We start from the raw sequence: 20123 nt of genomic DNA on the forward strand, positions 1-20123 counted from the left end.
GATCTTTTTTTCTTACAATTTACCTGCTACTGCATCCAAGAGTTCTTGGATTTTCGCTTGGTTGCTTCCTCCTGCCATGGCCATGTCTGGTTTACCACCACCACGTCCATCGACGATTGGAGCCAATTCTTTGATCAGGTTTCCTGCATGAAGGTCCTTAGTCTTGCTAGCTACAAGAACGTTCACCTTGTCACCGATTGCTGCGACAAGAACAAGCACATCAGAGTAGTCTTTTTGTTTCCAGTTATCCGCAAATGTACGAAGAGCACCTGCATCTGATACAGAAACTTGACTAGCAATGTAACGGTGTCCGTTGACTTCCTTCACATCTTTGAAGACATCGCCTGCTGCTGCAGCTGCAGCTTTTTCTTTCAACTCTGCATTTTCTTTTTGCAATTGACGGAGTTGCTCTTGAAGTCCTTCGACTTTGTGAGGTACTTCCTTGAGTTGAGGTGCTTTCAGGGTTGCTGCTACTGCTTTCAGAGCATCTTCTTGTTCGCGATAGGCTTCAAAAGCTTCCTTACCAGTCACTGCCAAGATACGGCGAGTACCTGAACCAATACCTTCTTCTTTGACAATCTTGAAGAGACCAATCTCAGAAGTATTGCCAACGTGGGTACCACCACAAAGCTCAACAGAGTAATCACCGATGGTCACAACACGAACTTCTTTACCATATTTCTCACCAAAGAGGGCCATAGCTCCCATTTCTTTAGCAGTGTCAATATCTGTCTCAACAGTTTCCACTGCAATTGCTTCCCAAATTTTCTCATTGACCTGCTGTTCAATAGCACGCAATTCTTCAGGAGTTACGGCTTGGAAGTGCGTAAAGTCAAAGCGAAGGAATTCTACTTCGTTCAGAGAACCTGCTTGAGTCGCATGGTGACCAAGGATATTGTGAAGAGCTGCATGAAGCAGGTGAGTCGCTGTGTGATTCTTCATCACACGAAGACGACGGTCAGTATCAATCGCTAAAGTGTATTCTGCATTCAAAGCAAGCGGAGCATGGACTTCAACCGTATGGAGTGGTTGTCCATTAGGTGCTTTTTGAACATCTGTCACTTTCGCTACAATGTTTCCTGCAGCATCCAAGATTTGACCGTGGTCAGCTACTTGTCCACCCATTTCAGCGTAGAATGGAGTTTCCGCAAAGATAAGAGAGGCAGTTCCTTCAGAAACAGCTTCAACTTCAGCATTGTCCGCTACGATAGCCACCAACTTAGAAGGCAATTGACTAGCATTGTAGTTGAAGACACTCTCTACTGTGATATTTTGAAGGGTTTCATTTTGCATACCCATTGAGCCACCTTTGACAGCTGATGCACGCGCACGTTCTTGCTGCTCTTTCATGGCTGCTTCAAAACCTTCACGGTCTACAGTCATACCAGCTTCTTCAGCAATTTCTTCAGTCAATTCAACTGGGAATCCATAAGTATCATAGAGTTTGAAGACATCTTGTCCAGCGATGACGCTTTGACCTTTAGTTTTCAAGTCAGCTACAATGGTTTCTGCAAAGTGTTGACCTGAGTGAAGAGTACGAGCAAATGACTCTTCCTCGCTCTTAACGATTTTCTCGATAAAGTCGCATTTTTCAAGCACTTCTGGGTAGTAGCTTTCCATGATTTTTCCAACAGTTGGAACGAGTTTGTAAAGGAAAGGCTCGTTGATGCCCAATTTTTGACCATGCATGGAAGCACGACGGAGGAGACGACGAAGGACATAACCACGACCTTCATTTCCTGGAAGAGCTCCATCTCCAATAGCAAATGAAAGGGAACGAATATGGTCAGCGATAACCTTGAAGCTCATGTTGTCGCCATCTTGGTCGTAGACCTTACCTGACAACTTCTCAACTTCACGAATGATCGGCATGAAGAGGTCTGTTTCAAAGTTTGTCTTAGCCCCTTGGATAACCGCTACCAAACGCTCCAAACCAGCGCCCGTATCAATATTTTTGTGTGGCAATTCCTTGTATTCGCTACGAGGAACAGCAGGGTCTGCGTTAAATTGTGACAAAACGATGTTCCAGATTTCAATGTAACGGTCGTTTTCGATATCTTCTGCAAGAAGACGAATGCCGATATTTTCTGGGTCAAAAGCTTCTCCGCGGTCAAAGAAAATCTCAGTATCAGGTCCAGAAGGTCCCGCACCGATTTCCCAGAAGTTGTCCTCGATTGGGATCAAGTGACTTGGATCCACTCCTACTTCAATCCAGCGATTGTAAGAATCTTTATCGTCTGGATAGTAGGTCATGTAGAGCTTGTCTTTGGGGAAGTCAAACCACTCTGGACTTGTCAAAAGCTCATAAGCCCAAGTGATGGCTTCATCACGGAAGTAATCACCAATAGAGAAGTTCCCCAACATCTCAAACATAGTATGGTGGCGAGCTGTTTTTCCGACATTTTCAATGTCGTTGGTACGGATGGCTTTTTGCGCATTGGTAATCCGTGGATTTTCAGGCTTGATAGTTCCGTCAAAATATTTCTTAAGAGTTGCCACACCTGAGTTGATCCACAAAAGAGTTGGGTCATTTACAGGAACCAAGCTGACTGATGGTTCTACAGAGTGGCCTTTGCTTGCCCAAAAGTCTAACCACATTTGACGAATTTGAGCACTTGACATTTGTTTCATTTATTTTTCTCCTTAAATCTTTTCAATATTTTTCCTATGATGATGAACTTTCCAGCATCTCGACGTAGTCAATAGCCACACAGAGGGAAATGACTAGATCTGCATAAGAGTCCTCAAGGACAGTTACAGTGTAAGTCGAGGTCAAATGGAAAATCTCTTTCTTAATCTCAGCGACAAGTTGATCACGGTCATCCAACAATTTGAAATTTAAATCCCAGATGTTGCCTTCAATTCGAAGCCCTAGTCTATCAAACTCATACTTATCACGCAAGAAGGTCAACTTCTTCCGAATGAAGAAATTCGAACCGTCACATAACTGAATATTAAAGCGAGGAAGCAAGGTGAAAATTTCTTTACTGATTTCACTGACTTGCTCCCCATGGGCGTCATAGATGGTAAAGGTCTTAGGAATTTTGAAAAAAGATCCCTCCACCTGATAGTTTATTACTCCTCTATCATCTTTGATATCGAAGCGTTCGCCTCCAAAACGAAACTTTTGTTTCACAAGAAATGTCTTCATAAACACCTCCAAAAACCAAAAGACAAGTCCATATCACGAAGGGCGAAAAACCGCGGTACCACCTTCATTCAATGAACTTGTCATTCTCATTTTATATTCAATTTTGCAGGATGAGTAGCATGATTTTTCGTCTCAGATGGCTTGCAGCACCGCCAATTCTCTGAACTAAGAACTTGAAAAATCAATTCTCACCATTTCATTATACTTGCTTATGCCTTCTTCGTCAACTTATTTTGATGAAGAAGATGAAGTATTTGTTTGGGTGTATTGAGAAAAGAGATTTTGGAAAGCAGCATCTTTAACTTTGATGTTTGCATCTTTCAATTCTTTTGCTACAACACTTTGGATGAAGCTTGTATTGTTTTGCTTAGCAGTTAAGATAACTTGCTTCAATTTGTCTTTATAATCTTCCCACTTAGAAGACTTCTCTGTCTTGCTGACCAACTTAACGATATAATAGCTTGCTTGTCCTTGATTGCTACGAACAGTTACAAGATCTGAAACTGCATTAGCTTCTAATCCAAAAGCTGCTTTTTTCACAGCATCTGGTACATTAGTAGCTGCAGAGTCAAACTTGATTTCGCCACCTTTATCTTTGGTATCGCCATCTGTTGAATTGTCTTTAGCCAACTGTGCAAAATCAGCTCCTTCAGCTTTAGCAGCTGCTAACACTTCCTTAGCCTTATCTTCACTATCTACCTTGATAATTTGCGCAGTTACCTCTGGTGTATAAGCTTCATATGCAGCTTTATAATTTTCATCAGTAAGTTCTTTTTCTGCAGCTTTTTTAACGGCGTACTCTACAAGCTTATTGGTTCTAATTTGTTCACGATAAGCATCTTCTGTCAAACCTGCTTGAGCCAAGACACGAGCAAAATTATCTCCATAAGCCTTTGAACTCTTTTCATAAGCTTCTTCGACTTCTTTATCAGTCACTTTCTTGCCGTATTGTTTTTCAAATACTTCTTTAATCGTTAAATTCAACAAAACTTGCTGAGCAGAAGGGTTGCTTTTCACTTTATCATAAAACTCAGATACTGTAATAGTATCACCCTTCATAGTAATGATGTCCTTGTCAGAACCTGATGTTTTTCCACAAGCAGCTAAGACAGCTACTGACAAAAGGGTTACTGCCCCAGCGACAATTTTTTTCTTCATTTTAATGAAAACTCCTTTGTAAAATTGTTAGACTTGAAACAATTCATTCCATTGTCTCTATTCTTGATTGAGTTACTGCGTTCTTTATTCTTTAAAAATGAAGTGCACAGCTTGGTTTACTCACTTTTCCTATTGTACCACAAATTAAATTTGATGGCTTAAATTTTTCTAAAAATTAGATAAAATCCTATAAATCTACAGCTTATTTTGATTTTCTAAGCATGAGAAGACCATCTCCCAAAGGTAACAGACTCGCAGTCAGATCAGGACTGTCCAAAGTTGCATCAAAAAGACTATGCAATCCTCGGTAAATAGCCCGTTGGCCGCGTTTAATTTCTTCAAAAGGCTTAGCAACGTCTCCGCCTTGGAAGACGTCATCAATAAGGACCAGGCCACCAGGATTGAGGCGTTTAAGGACATGAGGCAGAAAGACCACATACTTGGACTTGGCAGAGTCCATAAAGACAAGGTCGTAAGAATCCTCTAACGTCTCAAGTAAATCCACTGCATCACCTTCCAGCAGGGTAATCTGCTGGCGGCTATCATACTTAGCAAAATTAGCCTTGGCGAGCTCAATCATCTCTGGATTGCGATCAATAGTCGTAATCTGAGCTTGAGGTGCATGCTCCGCCATCAAAAGGGCAGAAAATCCAATAGCCGTACCGATTTCTAAAATCTTCTCTGGCTGGAGACTTTCGAGAAGCAGGCGAAAGTAAGCCACTGTTTCATGGGGAATCACGGGTACATTTTCGGCTTTAGCAAAATCCTCCAGCTCCTTGAGTCCACCAGCGACCGTCTGGAGACGCTGTCTCATAAAGTCTACGATTTCTTCTTTAACCACTGGCCGACGCATATTGGGATTAGAGTTTTGGTTATAAGTCTCGACCATCTTATGCTAATCCCAACTTTTCTACCAAAGCTTCAAATTCATCCAAGCGGCGTTCGAAGACTGCAAAGGCAGCATTTAGATAGTCTTCTTTTTCCATATCCACACCTGCCTTTTTAATGACATTGAGCGGATAGTCAGAGTTCCCAGCTTTGAGATAATCCAGATACTTGTCCTTGTCTTCTTGGCTACCATGGACAATCTTTTCGGCCAAGGCCGAAGCGGCCGCAAATCCTGTCGAGTATTGGAAAACATAATAATTATAGTAGAAGTGAGGAATGCGTGCCCATTCGTACTGAATCTGCGGATTGTCTTCTTTTTTCAAGCCGTAGTATTTCTCGTTTAAGTCTGCATATAGCTCATTGAGAAACTCGCTAGTCAACACTTGTCCTTCTTGGTCAGCCTTGTGGATAGCATGCTCAAATTCAGCAAACTGAGTTTGACGGAAGACCGTTCCTCTAAAGCCATCCAAAAAGTGATTAAGAATCGCAAAGCGAGTAGCATCGTCTTCTACTTCTTCCAAGAGCTTCTCTGTCAGGATATTTTCATTGGTCGTTGAAGCAATCTCAGCTAGGAAGATAGAATAGTCTCCGTAAACATAAGGCTGGGTCTCACGAGTATAGCTGGAGTGCATACTGTGGCCTGTCTCGTGCACCAAGGTAAAGAGATTGTCCAGCGTATCCTGCCAGTTGAGCAACATAAAAGCATTGGTATCATAAGAGCCACCTGAGTATGCTCCTGAGCGCTTACCTTGATTTTCATAAACATCAATCCAGCGCTCTGAGAAGGCTGTCTTCACTCGACTCAAATAATCCTCACCCAAAATTGCCAAGACTTCCTCAGACTTAGCCAAGGCTTCTTCATAAGTGAACTTGTAATCTGTTTCTGATAAAGGCGTGTACAAATCGTACATCTTCAAATCAGAAATACCCAAAATCTTTGCTCGCAAGGCAATATAACGTTGTAACAGAGGAAGGTGTTTGTCTACAGCAGAAACCAAGCTATCATAGACACTTTCCGGGATAAAGTTAGCCGATAAAGCAGCCTCACGGGCAGATGAGAACTTGCGGACTTTCGCGTTGTAATTTTGAACCTTAACATTTGTCTGCAAGGTCTTAGCATAAGTATGCTGATACTGCTCATATACACTATAAAGAGCTTCATAAGCTTCCTTACGAACTTCTCGATTTTTAGACTCTACTAGAGAAATATAGTTCCCATGTGTCAACTGGACTTCTTCGCCCTTTTCATTGTGAACCACCGGAAAAACGATATCCGCATTGTCCAAAATAGCAAAGGTTTCACTGGCAGCACCAAAGATTTCTCCAGCACCAGCCAACAACTCCTCTTCACGCTGGGTCAGGATGTGTTCCTTCTTCTGCAAAAGCTTATCAAAATAATGTTGATAGGTTTGTAGTTCAGGTTTTTCAGCCAAAAAAGCTTGGTATTGATCTTCTGTAATTTCCATGAATTCTGGCTCATAGAAAGCAAAAGTTTGGCCAAACTCACTATAAATAGTCATTCCTTTAGCTTGGTATTCCTGATATTTTGCTACACGAGTATCCTGGTCATTCTTCATGTGAGCATAGGAATAAAGTTTCTCAATACGGCGCATCAAGTCTAATTGAATTTCCGTTGTTGTCAAAAGACTTTCTGCCGAATCCAGCAGATGTCCTGCTAGATTGCTTGCATTTTTTAATTCTTCAGAAACCTGTGCAAGTTCAGTCTCAAAGGCTTCATCTGTAGGGAAAATCGTACTTAAATCCCATGTATATTTTTCTTCAATTTCATTTCTTTGTTTAGCCATAAAAAATCCTCCATTCCTTTTATTTTATCACAAATTCCTTGTTTATATAAAACTCAAGTTTGAAAATGGCTGTATATTTCATTTGATAAAGCATATTAAAAAAGTCTTTGAGGCTAATTCCTGACCAAGAAAAAAATAGACAACTGGGCTACACCAACTTTCAGCAAGACTGATCTAAACTTGCGTAAAAGGCTGGTGGGTAGACAATCTGGTACCTTTTATTTGGAGAATGTTGATAATAGCGCTGAAAGTTTTCATAATAAGCAGATAGGTCTTGGGAAATCTGACACAAGGGCTGGTCTGAACGAATCGGGCGTACCTGCGGATAAAATTCTTCTCTGGACATGGTTAAAAGATTTTTTTCTTTTTGATAATAGCTGGCCTGTATTTTCATCCACTTGGGATTTCGATAATAGAGTTGCTGTCGGATATAGTGACAAATATCAGGATCTGACTTCACTAAGAAACTACACATTTCCTGCTTGCTATAAGGCAGGCGTAAGATATCTAATAATTCTCCTTTTTCAAAAGGAAATTCTTTTTCTTTATACTGGAGTCCCCCATGAAGGTCTTCATGAATCAAATACTTCAGCCTTAGTGTCTTTCTTTCCTCGTCCAGTTCCCAGATATAAAAACCCATGTTTTGACTGAAATATAGGAATTGCTTCTGCAAAGGTGTCAGAGTTTGCCTGAGCCAGAGTTTCTTTCCCAAGAGCCAGAGGACTTGATAGCCAGCTTGTCGATATCTATGACTCCGCTCCCAAAGTCTATCTTGAGAAAGACTGCTACACTGAACTTCTAAAGCAAGACGCTCATCAACTAAGACATCCGCTACCTGCTGCAAGTCTGGCAAAAACACTTCGACATCTACTCTTGTCGTTTGATTGGCCCAACGAAAAAGTGTAGCCTTAAGGTTTAGATGTTCTCTACTTTCATTTTCGACACTATAATGGCAGTCGGATAAACGAATATGTGCAAAATGAGGCTGCATGATCTTCCCCTTTTTCAAACGGACAGGCCCTCCACACCCTGGGCAAAAATAATCTCCTTTTGAAACGGATGACTCCTTTAATAAATGAAGCACTTTTCCGTCCTTATCACGCGCTGAAAACATGAGCACCTCCTAAAACATTTACCTTCTTTATTCGTAAAAGAAAAGAGAAACTTGTTATTATCAAGTTTCTCTTTTTCTATATCACTGCGCTTATTAAAGACTTGCTCCTTGTTCTTCTTTGAGAAGCTTCTTGTCATAAGCACGGATGAATGGATAGTAGACTAAGAAGGCGGCTAGAGCACAGACAAGGGCTACTATTACCGCTTTTAGGTCACCTGTTCCCAAGAAGGCTCCTATTCCGACAGGAGTTGGCCAAGGAACTTGCGCAAAGACTGCCTTAATCAAGTTTAGCTCCATCGCTAAATAGTAGATGGTCGCTGAGGTCATAGGCGCCAAAATAAATGGTACGGCTAGTGTAGGGTTGTAGATGATAGGAATACCAAAAATAAGAGGTTCGTTGATGTTAAAGATACCGGGAACGATTGAAGCCTTACCAATAGCGCTTAATTGCTCAGATTTGGCACGAGTTGCAAGCCAGATACATAGACCTAGAGTCGCACCAGAACCACCTGCAATAACAAACATATTAGAAAACTCGCCGGCTACAATGAAACGGGTTCCCTCTGATGCATTACTTGCCATATTTGCAAGGGCAATTGGACTAACAAAGGCAAAGATAATGTTTGCACCGTGAATCCCAACAATCCATAGCAATTGGGTCAAGAAATAGATAATCATCAAACCAATCCAGGAATTGGTTAAGTGAGTTACAAAGCTAAAAGGAATCGCAATTACTTTGAAGATGTCTGTCCCCATCATCACTAGAGCTCCGTTGATGAAAAGAACTGTAAAGGCAATAACAAAACCAGGAATCAAAGCAGAGAAACCACGAGACACACCTTCTGGAACAGCTTCAGGCATCTTGATGACCCAGTTTTTCTTGAGACAGAGGCGGTAGAGCTGAACGGTTACTACTGCCATGATAATTGCTGTGAAAATACCTGTTGTGCCAAAACGAGTCACTCCATTACTAATTGCCCAACCATCAGCAATAACAGCACCTTTTTTGAGACTAGTCACTGCTGTCATAGCACCTTTTTCAAAGACAATTTGAGGAATGGTCATGATGAAAGCAAAGAGTGACAACATTGCTCCGTTGAGCGGATTCATGTTTAGACCTTCTTCTTCGGCATAAATTTTTGTCAATTCATAGCCCATAGCTAGAACGAAATAAAGTGATAAGACACCCATTGTTGCATAATAGGCAATCATGTAGAGCGATTGGAACTTATCAAATGAAGCTGCAAAAATATCTGCAACGATTGGCCAGAATGAGAAGGATTGTGGCAGCACACTAAATACTAAAAACATTGAGCCAACAATGGTAAATGGTACTGCCCCCATACCTGCAGCTGTGATCGCCCGCACTATTTTGTACTGAGCAATTTTCCCCATTGGTCCCATGAGATATTTCTCTAAGAAACCAAATAGTCCTCCTTGTTGTTCCATAACGAAACCTCCTTATATTTTTACATTATTTTTTCTAATTGCTGAAGTCTTAACAAAGCTCGATCTCGACCTTCCAAAATTAATCTTATTCTATGAAGACTAAAAAGACTAATCAACAGGCCTAACCCCAGTACGAAAGCAATGAACATCTTGCTATTTAGCTTAGCAGTGAAGATAGGAAAGATGATTGAGATTTGATCAGTGCATAATACAAGAGCGATCAATAGAATTTGAACGATCGATTGTAAATTGAAAAACAATCTTGTTTTAGTCAAATAAACTTCTTTTGTGCCATACATTTTAAACTGCTCAGCTATTGCTAATACAGCAAAAAACAGCAAAATGATCGGCATGACTACATATAAAGTCCAGTTAAAGAGCTGGACAAGCAACCAGTACAAATTTCCAAAAAACATAGCTGCTAAAGAATATCTTAGCATCAAATAACGGTTGAAATAAGTCGATTTCAGGCTATTTTCTTTCCGTTTTTGCTCTTGTGTTTGCATGTTTCGCTCCCCTTCATTCAGTTTATCTCATTGTTCAATCTTACGATACAGATTCAGCATCTCAAGAGCTACTTCCCGAAGCGTCATGGTTGTCATAAGGTGGTCTTGAGCATGAACCATAATAATTTCCATCTTCATCTCAATTCCACTTGCATAATCCTGCAGTAACTTTGTCTGAGCTCGATGGGCTTCTACTAATTCTGTATTAGCTAGCTCTAATTTTTCCTCTGCTTCAGCATAATGACCCTCACGCATTTCCGAAAATGCTTCATGGACAGTCGCTCTAGCATTGCCACTATTCAAAATAATTTCAAAAGCAGCCACTTGTAGCTCTTCTTGATTCATAAAAAGCCTCCTTTACCTTATCGAATTCTGAGAAATAGTTTTTTAAAGTCTGTGAAAGTTTGACAGTTGATCATCTGTTTTTGTAGCTCTTCTTGCTCAAGCAAGAGGATAATTTTGGAAGTCAAATCAGCCAATTCTTCGTTACCAAAAATGGAAGGTGAAGGCAGAAATACCAATTTTATCTTTGGATACTCTGGAGACCAGACTACTCCTTCAGGTATGAGCGCAACTCCAATCTTATGGCCATTTGCATAAGCTTTGATTGGATGGGGAACAGCAACAGTGTCAGAAAAAACAATCGAACTCATCATTTCCCTTTGCTCAATCAAGTCCTTCATTTTAGGTACAAATTGTTCATCTTCACCCTGGGACATTCTTTGCAAAAGGCTATCTATTACTTGACCTTTACTGACATCATGAAGTACAGCAAAACATTCAGGTGAGAAATATCCATCGAATATTCTCTCTTGATCTGAGTTAACTACATCAGTTTCTTGTCCTAACCCGTATTTTTTTATCGGTTTTAAAAGAGAAATTTTATGTCTGATTTCCCTAATTTCATCCGAATTAAGAAAAATACTGACAGTAAAAACCGGAATATTAAAGACCAGGTTTGATAGATCTATAGAAGATATGATAAAATCAATATCCTTCAAACATTCATCATTTATTTCATAGTAACCAATCACATCAACAATACGAACTAGATTGCCCAACTCATTATCGATTCGATGTTTAAGCATTTGGGCTGAACCATAGCCAGTTGCGCAGATGACTAGTATATTAAACTTTTGTTTCTCTTTCAGGCGCTCCAAAGAAGTCATAAAATGTAGAGCTACATAAGCCACTTCATCGTCAGACAATTTTTCGTTAGCAAATATCGGCATAGCCGATAAAATATTGCCCGTCATTTCTAAGATTCCCGCATACTGATTTTGGATTTCTGCCAAAAGAGGATTATCCATTTTGACATGATTTTTCAGCCGAACAAAGAGGGTAGACAAATGAGCAACCAAACCTTCTATCAATTGAAAATCATTCTTAAAAGGGTATTTATGAGTAAAATTATTTTGCTCTAGAACCGATAATAATTGTTTTCTGATTTGCTGAGCGACATCCTCATTCTCACACTTGTTCGTTGGAACATTTCCCTTTGAAACCAAGTGTAGAGTTATATAATCCACTTCTTCTTTTGGAAATTCGAGTCCTGTTGAATGATAGACGCGTTTTAAGATTTTCTCTGCAATTTCGCCTTCTTCCCTATATTCATCCATTGGCCAACTATCTAACTGCTTAATATGAAAGCCTTCTCCAATTCTTTTGAGAGAAAGAGCTATATGAATGACTAAGTTTTGAATGACAAAATCAGAGAGTTTTAACCGACCTTCCCGGCATTCATCAAGGACGATAATCGTTAATTCTTCAAGACTAATTGGTCTACCAGAAACCTCTATCTTGATATAATTATGAAGAATTTGGAAAAATTTGTCATGAAAGAAAAAATCAATAATAAACCGTCTAATATTACGCTCATCTCCTGTGACGTAGACACCACGATTAGGCTTACTTTCGATTTGTAAGTCATACTTGGATAAATCATGTCGAATCTTTTTAAAATCAGAAGACAAGGTAGAACGACTAACATATAATTCGTCAGCTAAATCATCGAAATAAATGGATTCCTGCTCAAAGAGGAGCTTATTTAGGATATAATTATAGCGATCATCGATACCTTCAATAGCCTCTGTTGACGCTTCTCCCAATACTTCTTTTTGAAGAAATTTTTGGTATACGTCTTTATTATCAATAACGAATCGATAGCCATGCCCCTGCTTGGCAATAATTTTCCAGCCTGTTTGACTAGTAGGCATCCCGATTAAACTTTTGAGGTAGTTTCTAACAGTTCTATCGGAACAGGTTAAGTGTGTTGCCAATTCCATACTAGTTATGTATTGGTCAGCATTATCCATCAAATACTGTAGAATTATTTTTTCCTTTTGATGCAAAACACTTATCCTCCTTCCTTACAAAATCAGTTGTCACTACCTCTAGTTTACCACTTAAATATTTTCTTTAATCAAGTTAGCCATTTTTTCGATCCCCATAGGAATTGGGATATAAGCTTGAGGAGGAATTTGAACGATTGGTTTTCCTACTTTAGCGGCAGCATCTTCAAACTGTTTATAGTACATTTTAGTTTGCGGGCTAATTAAATAAAGATCAAAGTTTGCATCTGCAATAGCTTTACCACCTTCAGTCGCGCTAATGGCATCTACTTCAACATCTTCTCCTTTTGCTTTCAAAAACTCTGTTGTTTTCTTTGCCATTAGTGATGAAGACATCCCTGCTGCACAGATAATTAATGCTTTTGCCATGATTATTCTCCTTTTTAAAATTTTTATTTGTTAACTCAATTATATATGAAAACGCTACCAATCTCCATTTAGCCTTTTTCCGTATCGAAACGGAAATGGTTTCTAAAGAGCTACTTATACCTTATTTTATAGACTAAAATTATTCCTGAAAGAATAAAAGAAACACTATTAGCTAAAATGAGCGGTAAATCCTGAATGACTAGGCCATGTGCTAACCATAAGGCGATTCCTAGAACTTGCATCAGATACATACCAAGCGCTATAGATTCGGTATCTTTCGTTTTGATGACCTTAATGACCTGTGGCAAAAAGGCGAAGGTTGTTAAAACTGCTGCAATACTTCCAATCATGTTTTTCTCCTAATTTTTCCAAAAAAAGAGGCGGAAAACAGCACACTTACCATCTCCTCCTCTATATTTTGTGGTAATTTTATAGCTTACTAAAGATTAGCTCCATTTGATGCAATGACTTCCTTATACCAGTTAAAGGACTTCTTCGGTGAGCGTTCATAGGTTCCCTTGCCATCATCATCCTTGTCAACATAGATAAAGCCGTAGCGTTTGCGCATTTCACCCGTACCTGCTGACACTAGGTCAATACAGCCCCAAGGCGTGTAGCCCATGAGATCCACACCGTCTTCTACTACGGCCTTTTTCATCTCGCGAATATGGGCGCCCAGATAGTCAATTCGGTAATCATCGTGAACCATACCATCCTCTTCCACCTGGTCAATAGCTCCAAAGCCATTTTCTACAATGAAAAGCGGTAGATGATAATGGTCTGTAAACCAATTGAGAGCATAACGCAGTCCTTCTGGGTCAATCTGCCATTCCCATTCAGAAGCCTTGACAAAGTTATTTTTAACCAAGTCTTCAGTCTCTATATAGTCGAAGTAAGGGTTATTCTCCCGATGGGAGTCAATAGCAAAGGACATGTAGTAGCTAAAGCCAATATAGTCAACAGTGCCCGCCAGCAAGTCTTCCTGATCCTGCTCGCTGAAGTCTACCTTAATTCCCTTTCTTTCCCAGTATTTGAGAATATGCTCAGGATATCGACCAAAGACATGCACATCTGTAAAGTAATAACGCTTCTGCATAGCTTTCATAGCCATGAGAATATCCTTGGGATTGCAAGTAGCCGGATAAATAGGACACATGGCAATCATACAACCGATTTGGAAGTCAGGATTGATTTCGTGACCAAGCTTAACTGCACGCGCCGAAGCCACTAACTCATAGTGAGCAGCCTGATACATGATTGCTTCGCGATCATCGCCTTCCTTGTAGACAATCCCAGAGTTGGTGAAAGGAGCAAAATCCTCCTGATAATTAGCTTGGTTATTGATTTCATTGAAAGTCATCCAGTATTTGACTTTATCCTTATAACGCTCAAAAACAACTTCTGTAAAACGGACAAATAAGTCAATCACCTGACGGTTTTTCCAACCTCCATACTCGGTTACTAGATGATAAGGCATTTCAAAGTGAGACAAAGTGATAACAGGCTCAATACCATACTTGAGGCATTCATCAAAAAGGTCGTCATAAAATTGCAGGCCAGCTTCATTGGGTTCCGTTTCATCCCCCTTAGGGAAAATCCGCGTCCAGGCAATGGAAGTCCGAAAACACTTGAAGCCCATCTCTGCAAAAAGAGCAATATCTCCCTTGTAACGATGATAAAAATCAATGGCCTCATGGTTAGGATAGTACTTGCCTTCTAGGACGCCCGGCGTTATTTCCCGAGGAACACCATGACGAGCCGCGGTCATAACATCAGCCACGCTGATTCCCTTCCCACCTTCTTTCCAGCCGCCTTCTAATTGGTGAGCAGCTACAGCTCCACCCCAGAGAAATCCATCTTTAAATGTTGACATTTTGCATTTCCTCCTAGTTTTTACTAATTCCATTATAGGAAAAGAAAGCGCTATTTTGAATAGCAAGATTTTCCATATCGAAACGGAAAAAAGCTTTTATTTTATCCTTTAAAAAATAGAACAAAAATTTGACAGCGTTTTCAGGAAGTGCTATAATGCTCTCAACATAAATAGACTAAAGGAAAGGTGGTTTAAATTTATGTCTTTCTTAACATTTTTATTTAGTTTTTTAGGCATGGTCATTCTGATACCTGCTATTTGTTACGGATTTTTTAAGCTATCCATTCTCTTAAAAAGCAATATACTATCGCGGGGAAATACCTACTATACTCTGATTCGATTTGAGCATTTGGACAGCATTCCTCCCTTACTAGACAACCCAAATTTCCTTAAAACTGGTAAATGGGAATACTTTCCTGAAGCTAATTACTTTAAAGGATTCTCAAAACTCTCAGACAGAGAGCTTCAAAACTGGATTGAAAAGGAATATCATCTGAATCCTGGTCAAGTGCTTGTAACTGTACCAGAAACAATGAAAGTTGCTTCTGCCGCAATCAGATTCTAAACATTAAGAATATAAAAAGGAGACCAGGATAAATCCCATCTCCTTTTTTTATGAAAACAACTTCTGGCCTTCTTTTTCAGGCACCTTTAAAAACCAAGCTAAAACTATTACCAAGACCATTAAACCTGCTAGAAAGAAACTCATCATCTCATATCCCGCCGCATCAATAACAGCCCCAGCAAAATGCTGAATAAAAATGGAGCCAAGGCTTCTAACCGTCTGTACTAGGGCAATAGCAGTCACTAGGTACTTAGAATCCACAATGTCTGAAACAATCTTTAAGGTGACCATAATGAGAAGCATACCTGAAACATGCTTAGATGCCAGGGTCAAAATGATTTTAGAGGCTAGCCCTAGATTGAGGCCATAAATTGTGTATTGGACTAACATAATCAGTAAAGGACACAATAAGAGCTTTTTAGCAGATAATTTATCCATAAAAATATAAGAATAAAAGATCAGTGGTGACTCACAGATAACAGAAATCGATACAACTGTTGAGGCCATTCCAACACTCAGACCGCTATGTTGCAACATGGCAGGAATATAAGTATGACCTGCATTTCCAACTCCTGAATAAAGAGCAACAATCAGTAAATAGTAGAGATAGGTTTTATTGGTCAAAATCTGATTGATATAAGAGTCTTTCTTGGTTTTGGGGACTTCATCTGATTTGGGGGATTCAGAGCGGATTTTAATGGAAAGGACACCGACAATTGTAATGATCATTGCTCCGATGAAAGCAATAAAAATAGCCATAGGAGAAACATATTGGTACAGTACACCAGCCAGTTGAGAACCTAAAGCATAGCCAATCGTTCCCCAGATTCGAATTTTTCCATAAGTATAGGGACTACGCGCAGCAAGTACATCCATAACTGGATTGACACCATTAATCAGCATAACCACCAAACTGTATCCAATAGTTAAGCCCAACAAATCTCTAGCTTGCATAAAATAGATTGCAATAAAGATAATGGCTCCAAAGCTAAACAGGGTCACCTTCTTGATACTCAAGCGGTCATTCAAAATTCCCATAACCGGTTGGGCCAGCATTGAAGCAAAAAAAGCGACCGATACGACTACGGATGTCTGACCAGCTGAGAAGCCCAAACCCAGCATATAGACCGAAATCAAGCTTGAAAACAAGGCAAAGGATAAAAAATAAAAAGTATAAACCAGGACATAAGCTAGATAGCTATTATAAAACTTTTTAAACATCGTTCTCTCATTCTTTACTAATATTAAATCTTATTAAAAAAACATTGGAGTGTATTTCTAACATTACAAAAGGGCTGGGAAATCCCAGCCACTATACATTATCGCCCATTTCGACGCGAATAATTCTGAGGATCATCTTCCAGGTTATCGCGTCCAGCAAGAGGTCGATTCCGTTTTTTTCTTCGACCAGATTCAAGAAAAACAATCGCAAAAAGTACCAAGACTGGAACTAATAAAAGCAATTTGGGATCTAATAAAAGTCCAGATTTTGCCTTATTTGAAGAATTTGCCCCTTGATCATTTTTAGAATCCATAACTGGTGAGTCTCCATCGTCAGCCAGTTCGACTTTCATTCCATCGCTAATTAATGTAGACAGGGTTAAAAGTCCATTATCAACTTCCAAAACGCCATCCTTCACAACTAGCTTTGGATTTGTTCCTTTTTTGACAGTCCCATAAAAATCTTTTTCAAGTTTATAGGTTTTTCCATCAATTTTGTGCTCTCCTGCAGTCAGGAGTTTCTTATATTCGTAATCTGCGTAGGCTTTTTCAATCAAAGCATTTCCAAACGGATGACGATAGTACTCACCATCCTGATCAGACCAATCTCCTACCCCCATAATCACACTGATAATACGTTGTTCACCACGTTTAACAGTTGCAATATAGTTGAAGGCTCCTCTAGGACTGGAACCTGTTTTTAAGCCATCTACTCCTTCCAATCCATACTTGGCTCCTGGAACTGAGTAATTGTAAGTCTCAAAAGTTTCTTCATAAGGTGTTCCTTTTTTGACAGTAACTACTGGCTTGTTTGTGTATTTTAGAATACCAGGATATTTCTTAACAAAATTATAAGCAAGGATCGCTAGATCACGAGCTGTTGTCTGGTTGGCCGCATTATTATCATATCGTTGAGGAGTGTAGAAGCCTTTAAAGGATGAAGCCGCTGCTCCACTCGCATTATACCAATGTGTGTTGGTCATGCCAAGTTCTTTAGCCTTACTATTCATTTGGTCCAAAAAAGCGTCTGGATCATTATTAGATAAGTAATTTGCGATCATAACTGTCGTTGCATTAGAAGAAGGAACGACTGTCATAGTAATCAACTCAGATATTGTATAATCTACACCCGCTACAATTTTGTTATTGGAAATTTCATAAATTCCAGCAATATTCTGGTCTGTCTGGCTAGCTTTGATGATGGTATCTTCTGAAAGCTTTCCTTGCCCCATAGCCTCAAACAAAAGATAAAGCGTCATCAATTTACTCATACTCGCTGGATCTCGAACTTCATCAATGTTATCCTGCCAAAGGACATCTCCCGTGTTCCCATCTATAATCAGTGAAGATCTGGGACGATTGATATCTTTTACATCTGGATAGGCTTTCCGAGTAATATCCATCAGCTCATCTGCACTAACTGTAGCTGCCCCAAATAATAATGTTACCAAGCAAACAAGTGCTATCCATTTCTTCTTCACCAGAAGCCTCCTAATTTTTCATCGTTACTAATTAGTATATCATATTTCCCAAACAAAATAGAAAATATTTTAGAAAATACATCTGAAAAGTAGATATATTTTTTCAAAAAAATCCCACCTGATAAACAGGCAGGAAATTTTAGTTATCTAATAGGCTAAGTGCTTCAGCATCTGCAATAATCGTAACATCCTCATGGCCCTGCAGTACGCTGGCTGGCAACTCCTCAGTAACAGGTCCTGCTACTGTTCCAGCAATTGCCTGAGCTTTTCCTTTCCCATAAGCAAACAAGACAATTGACTTGGCAGCCATAATATTTGCAATCCCCATGGAAATTGCCTGAGTCGGAACTTGGTCGATTGTTTCAAAGAAACGAGCATTTGCTTCGATTGTGGACGGAGTCAAATCAACCAGGTGGGTTTGACTCTCAAAACTTGTTCCTGGCTCATTAAAACCGATGTGACCATTAGTTCCAATTCCTAAAATTTGGAAATCTACTGGATTCTCCGCTAAAATTCTGTTATAAGCTGCTGTCTCCTCTTCAGCATCCTCAGCTTTGCCATTTGGTAAAAAACTCTTTTTAAAAGGTTTATGAGAAAAAAGGTTTTCTTTCATAAAGTAATGGTAAGATTGGGGATCATCAGCCTCTAAGCCAACATACTCATCCAGATTTACACTGACTAAATCAGAGAGATCAATATCGCTTTCAATTAATTCCTTATAGAAACTAAGCGGACTACTACCAGTAGCTAAACCAAGTGTTTTAGCGCCTTCTGCTAGCTTGCTTCTTAAGATTTCTACTGCTACTTTCCCGCCTTCATTTTGGTCAGCTACTTGAATAATTTTCATCAGAATCCTCCTGAACTTTTCTCTAATATTATTATATGGTATAGACCAATTTTTGTCAAGATAGAAATTTCCATATTTTAAATTTTGCCAGCAAAGAAAGATAAAATCGTGATATAATATAAGAATGTTACTGTATTTATTACTTTTATTTTTACTGGGTGTTGTCTTTCTCGTACTCAGCCTATTTTTTAGAGCCATCAAAACATTAAGAATGATAGCTCTTTGTATTGGAATTTTACTAACTAGCCTTCCAATTTTATGTTGTGCTTACTTTTTATGGATTATATGGACTGTTTAAGGAGAAATAATGAACACTGCCGATTTTGACTTTCACTTACCAGAGGAGCTTATTGCCCAAACTCCTCTTGAAAAGCGCGATGCCTCTCGTTTATTGGTTGTAGACCGATCAAGTGGAGAATTTTCTGACCAGCATTTTGACTCAATTATTGATCAACTCCAGCCTGGCGACGCCCTTGTCATGAATAACACTCGGGTCCTGCCTGCTCGTCTCTACGGTGAGAAACCTGGAACTGGCGGTCACGTTGAACTCTTACTTTTAAAGAATACTGAAGGAGATCAATGGGAGGTCTTAGCAAAACCAGCTAAACGTTTGAAAGTTGGTGCTCAAGTTTCCTTTGGGGATGGTCGACTGACAGCTACGGTTGTGGATGAACTAGAACACGGGGGACGGATTGTCCGCTTTGACTATCAAGGGATCTTCTTAGAAGTGCTAGAGAGCTTGGGTGAAATGCCTCTGCCTCCTTATATTCATGAAAAATTAGCAGATCGCGAACGCTACCAAACTGTCTACGCTAAAGAGAATGGCTCTGCTGCTGCCCCAACAGCTGGACTTCATTTCACCAAAGAACTGCTTGCACAAATTGAAGCCAAGGGAGTTAAGTTGGTTTATCTGACCCTTCACGTTGGACTTGGCACCTTCCGACCAGTTTCTGTTGACAATCTAGATGACCACGAAATGCATTCTGAGTTTTACACTTTGTCTGAAGAAGCTGCCGCTACCCTCCGTGAGGTTAAGGCAAATGGTCACCGTGTTATCGCCGTCGGAACAACTTCAATCCGAACTCTAGAAACCATCGGAAATAAGTTCCAAGGCGACATTCAAGCTGATTCTGGGTGGACCAATATTTTTATCAAACCAGGCTATCAGTGGCAAATTGTCGACGCCTTTTCGACCAATTTCCACTTACCAAAGTCGACTTTAGTTATGCTAGTCTCAGCCTTTGCTGGACGAGACCTAACCTTAAAGGCTTACGAACACGCTATTGCTGAGCGTTACCGCTTCTTCAGCTTTGGAGACGCTATGTTTATCAAATAGTAGGTAATT

General features: G+C 39.8%; 18 protein-coding genes. 2 read left to right on the forward strand and 16 right to left on the reverse strand.

Translation table 11 applies throughout. The annotated features are described in order from the left end of the window. Positions 1-12: 12 nt before the first annotated feature. The 13 genes from alaS to PCY06_RS03455 all read right to left on the reverse strand — a co-directional run bounded on the left by alaS (position 13) and on the right by PCY06_RS03455 (position 14664). Positions 13-2631 carry an alanine--tRNA ligase gene (alaS, locus tag PCY06_RS03395; protein WP_061596259.1) on the reverse strand — a complete coding sequence of 873 codons (2619 nt, stop codon included), beginning with the start codon at positions 2629-2631 and terminating at the stop codon, positions 13-15. Positions 2632-2665: 34 nt separating this feature from the next. Continuing rightward, the gene (locus PCY06_RS03400) at positions 2666-3151 is read right to left on the reverse strand and encodes an LURP-one-related/scramblase family protein (protein ID WP_082307462.1); all 486 of its coding nucleotides are present in this window, start codon (positions 3149-3151) and stop codon (positions 2666-2668) included. Between the two features lie 228 nt (positions 3152-3379). After that, positions 3380-4309 (reverse strand): peptidylprolyl isomerase PrsA, encoded by a 930-nt coding sequence (gene prsA / locus PCY06_RS03405; RefSeq protein ID WP_012130637.1) that lies wholly within the window; start codon positions 4307-4309, stop codon positions 3380-3382. A gap of 202 nt (positions 4310-4511) precedes the next feature. After that, on the reverse strand, positions 4512-5198 hold the full coding sequence (locus PCY06_RS03410; RefSeq protein ID WP_061596263.1) for an O-methyltransferase: 687 nt from the start codon (positions 5196-5198) through the stop codon (positions 4512-4514). A 1-nt stretch (position 5199) separates the two neighbouring features. Then, complete coding sequence (gene pepF / locus PCY06_RS03415) at positions 5200-7002, reverse strand: oligoendopeptidase F (protein WP_082307461.1); 1803 nt, start codon at positions 7000-7002, stop codon at positions 5200-5202. Between the two features lie 160 nt (positions 7003-7162). Then, positions 7163-8116 (reverse strand): competence protein CoiA, encoded by a 954-nt coding sequence (locus PCY06_RS03420; protein WP_082307460.1) that lies wholly within the window; start codon positions 8114-8116, stop codon positions 7163-7165. Between the two features lie 93 nt (positions 8117-8209). Beyond that, the gene (celB, locus tag PCY06_RS03425) at positions 8210-9565 is read right to left on the reverse strand and encodes a PTS cellobiose transporter subunit IIC (protein WP_061593541.1); all 1356 of its coding nucleotides are present in this window, start codon (positions 9563-9565) and stop codon (positions 8210-8212) included. A 20-nt stretch (positions 9566-9585) separates the two neighbouring features. Beyond that, entirely contained in the window at positions 9586-10071 is a 486-nt protein-coding gene (locus PCY06_RS03430; protein ID WP_061596268.1) for a hypothetical protein, read from the reverse strand. Between the two features lie 27 nt (positions 10072-10098). Then, a complete protein-coding gene (locus tag PCY06_RS03435) occupies positions 10099-10416 on the reverse strand; it encodes a PTS cellobiose transporter subunit IIA (RefSeq protein WP_060554151.1) in 318 nt (105 codons plus the stop codon). A gap of 17 nt (positions 10417-10433) precedes the next feature. Further along, positions 10434-12386: a BglG family transcription antiterminator gene (locus PCY06_RS03440; RefSeq protein ID WP_185760779.1), complete on the reverse strand. Its 1953-nt coding sequence runs from the start codon at positions 12384-12386 to the stop codon at positions 10434-10436. Between the two features lie 90 nt (positions 12387-12476). Next, a complete protein-coding gene (locus tag PCY06_RS03445) occupies positions 12477-12791 on the reverse strand; it encodes a PTS cellobiose transporter subunit IIB (protein ID WP_060554150.1) in 315 nt (104 codons plus the stop codon). A 110-nt stretch (positions 12792-12901) separates the two neighbouring features. Beyond that, positions 12902-13141 carry a SemiSWEET transporter gene (locus PCY06_RS03450; protein WP_070492948.1) on the reverse strand — a complete coding sequence of 80 codons (240 nt, stop codon included), beginning with the start codon at positions 13139-13141 and terminating at the stop codon, positions 12902-12904. Positions 13142-13230: 89 nt separating this feature from the next. After that, positions 13231-14664, reverse strand: coding sequence for a 6-phospho-beta-glucosidase (locus tag PCY06_RS03455; protein WP_061596272.1), 1434 nt, complete (start codon positions 14662-14664; stop codon positions 13231-13233). Positions 14665-14863: 199 nt separating this feature from the next. Between PCY06_RS03455 and PCY06_RS03460 the strand changes: the two genes are divergently transcribed. Further along, positions 14864-15229, forward strand: coding sequence for a hypothetical protein (locus tag PCY06_RS03460; RefSeq protein WP_061596273.1), 366 nt, complete (start codon positions 14864-14866; stop codon positions 15227-15229). A 48-nt stretch (positions 15230-15277) separates the two neighbouring features. On the opposite strand, the gene PCY06_RS03465 is transcribed toward PCY06_RS03460, so the two are convergent. The 3 genes from PCY06_RS03465 to nagB all read right to left on the reverse strand — a co-directional run bounded on the left by PCY06_RS03465 (position 15278) and on the right by nagB (position 18778). Next, positions 15278-16450: an MFS transporter gene (locus tag PCY06_RS03465; protein ID WP_105165120.1), complete on the reverse strand. Its 1173-nt coding sequence runs from the start codon at positions 16448-16450 to the stop codon at positions 15278-15280. A 98-nt stretch (positions 16451-16548) separates the two neighbouring features. Continuing rightward, entirely contained in the window at positions 16549-17916 is a 1368-nt protein-coding gene (locus PCY06_RS03470; protein WP_045504827.1) for a DUF1958 domain-containing protein, read from the reverse strand. Between the two features lie 154 nt (positions 17917-18070). Continuing rightward, positions 18071-18778 (reverse strand): glucosamine-6-phosphate deaminase, encoded by a 708-nt coding sequence (nagB, locus tag PCY06_RS03475; RefSeq protein WP_045503920.1) that lies wholly within the window; start codon positions 18776-18778, stop codon positions 18071-18073. A gap of 307 nt (positions 18779-19085) precedes the next feature. On the opposite strand from nagB, the gene queA reads away from it, so the two are divergent. Continuing rightward, on the forward strand, positions 19086-20114 hold the full coding sequence (gene queA / locus PCY06_RS03480; protein WP_045503922.1) for a tRNA preQ1(34) S-adenosylmethionine ribosyltransferase-isomerase QueA: 1029 nt from the start codon (positions 19086-19088) through the stop codon (positions 20112-20114). Positions 20115-20123 lie beyond the last annotated feature (9 nt).

The organism is Streptococcus sp. SG1 (assembly GCF_030439935.1).
In the GTDB taxonomy this organism is placed as follows: domain Bacteria; phylum Bacillota; class Bacilli; order Lactobacillales; family Streptococcaceae; genus Streptococcus; species Streptococcus gordonii.

Coding starts and splice junctions, on each gene's coding strand:
- alaS (WP_061596259.1), bottom strand. CDS start 2,631: ATGAAACAAATGTCAAGTGCTCAAATTCGTCAAATGTGGTTAGACTTT.
- PCY06_RS03400 (WP_082307462.1), bottom strand. CDS start 3,151: ATGAAGACATTTCTTGTGAAACAAAAGTTTCGTTTTGGAGGCGAACGC.
- prsA (WP_012130637.1), bottom strand. CDS start 4,309: ATGAAGAAAAAAATTGTCGCTGGGGCAGTAACCCTTTTGTCAGTAGCT.
- PCY06_RS03410 (WP_061596263.1), bottom strand. CDS start 5,198: ATGGTCGAGACTTATAACCAAAACTCTAATCCCAATATGCGTCGGCCA.
- pepF (WP_082307461.1), bottom strand. CDS start 7,002: ATGGCTAAACAAAGAAATGAAATTGAAGAAAAATATACATGGGATTTA.
- PCY06_RS03420 (WP_082307460.1), bottom strand. CDS start 8,116: ATGTTTTCAGCGCGTGATAAGGACGGAAAAGTGCTTCATTTATTAAAG.
- celB (WP_061593541.1), bottom strand. CDS start 9,565: ATGGAACAACAAGGAGGACTATTTGGTTTCTTAGAGAAATATCTCATG.
- PCY06_RS03430 (WP_061596268.1), bottom strand. CDS start 10,071: ATGCAAACACAAGAGCAAAAACGGAAAGAAAATAGCCTGAAATCGACT.
- PCY06_RS03435 (WP_060554151.1), bottom strand. CDS start 10,416: ATGAATCAAGAAGAGCTACAAGTGGCTGCTTTTGAAATTATTTTGAAT.
- PCY06_RS03440 (WP_185760779.1), bottom strand. CDS start 12,386: ATGGATAATGCTGACCAATACATAACTAGTATGGAATTGGCAACACAC.
- PCY06_RS03445 (WP_060554150.1), bottom strand. CDS start 12,791: ATGGCAAAAGCATTAATTATCTGTGCAGCAGGGATGTCTTCATCACTA.
- PCY06_RS03450 (WP_070492948.1), bottom strand. CDS start 13,141: ATGATTGGAAGTATTGCAGCAGTTTTAACAACCTTCGCCTTTTTGCCA.
- PCY06_RS03455 (WP_061596272.1), bottom strand. CDS start 14,664: ATGTCAACATTTAAAGATGGATTTCTCTGGGGTGGAGCTGTAGCTGCT.
- PCY06_RS03460 (WP_061596273.1), top strand. CDS start 14,864: ATGTCTTTCTTAACATTTTTATTTAGTTTTTTAGGCATGGTCATTCTG.
- PCY06_RS03465 (WP_105165120.1), bottom strand. CDS start 16,450: ATGTTTAAAAAGTTTTATAATAGCTATCTAGCTTATGTCCTGGTTTAT.
- nagB (WP_045503920.1), bottom strand. CDS start 18,778: ATGAAAATTATTCAAGTAGCTGACCAAAATGAAGGCGGGAAAGTAGCA.
- queA (WP_045503922.1), top strand. CDS start 19,086: ATGAACACTGCCGATTTTGACTTTCACTTACCAGAGGAGCTTATTGCC.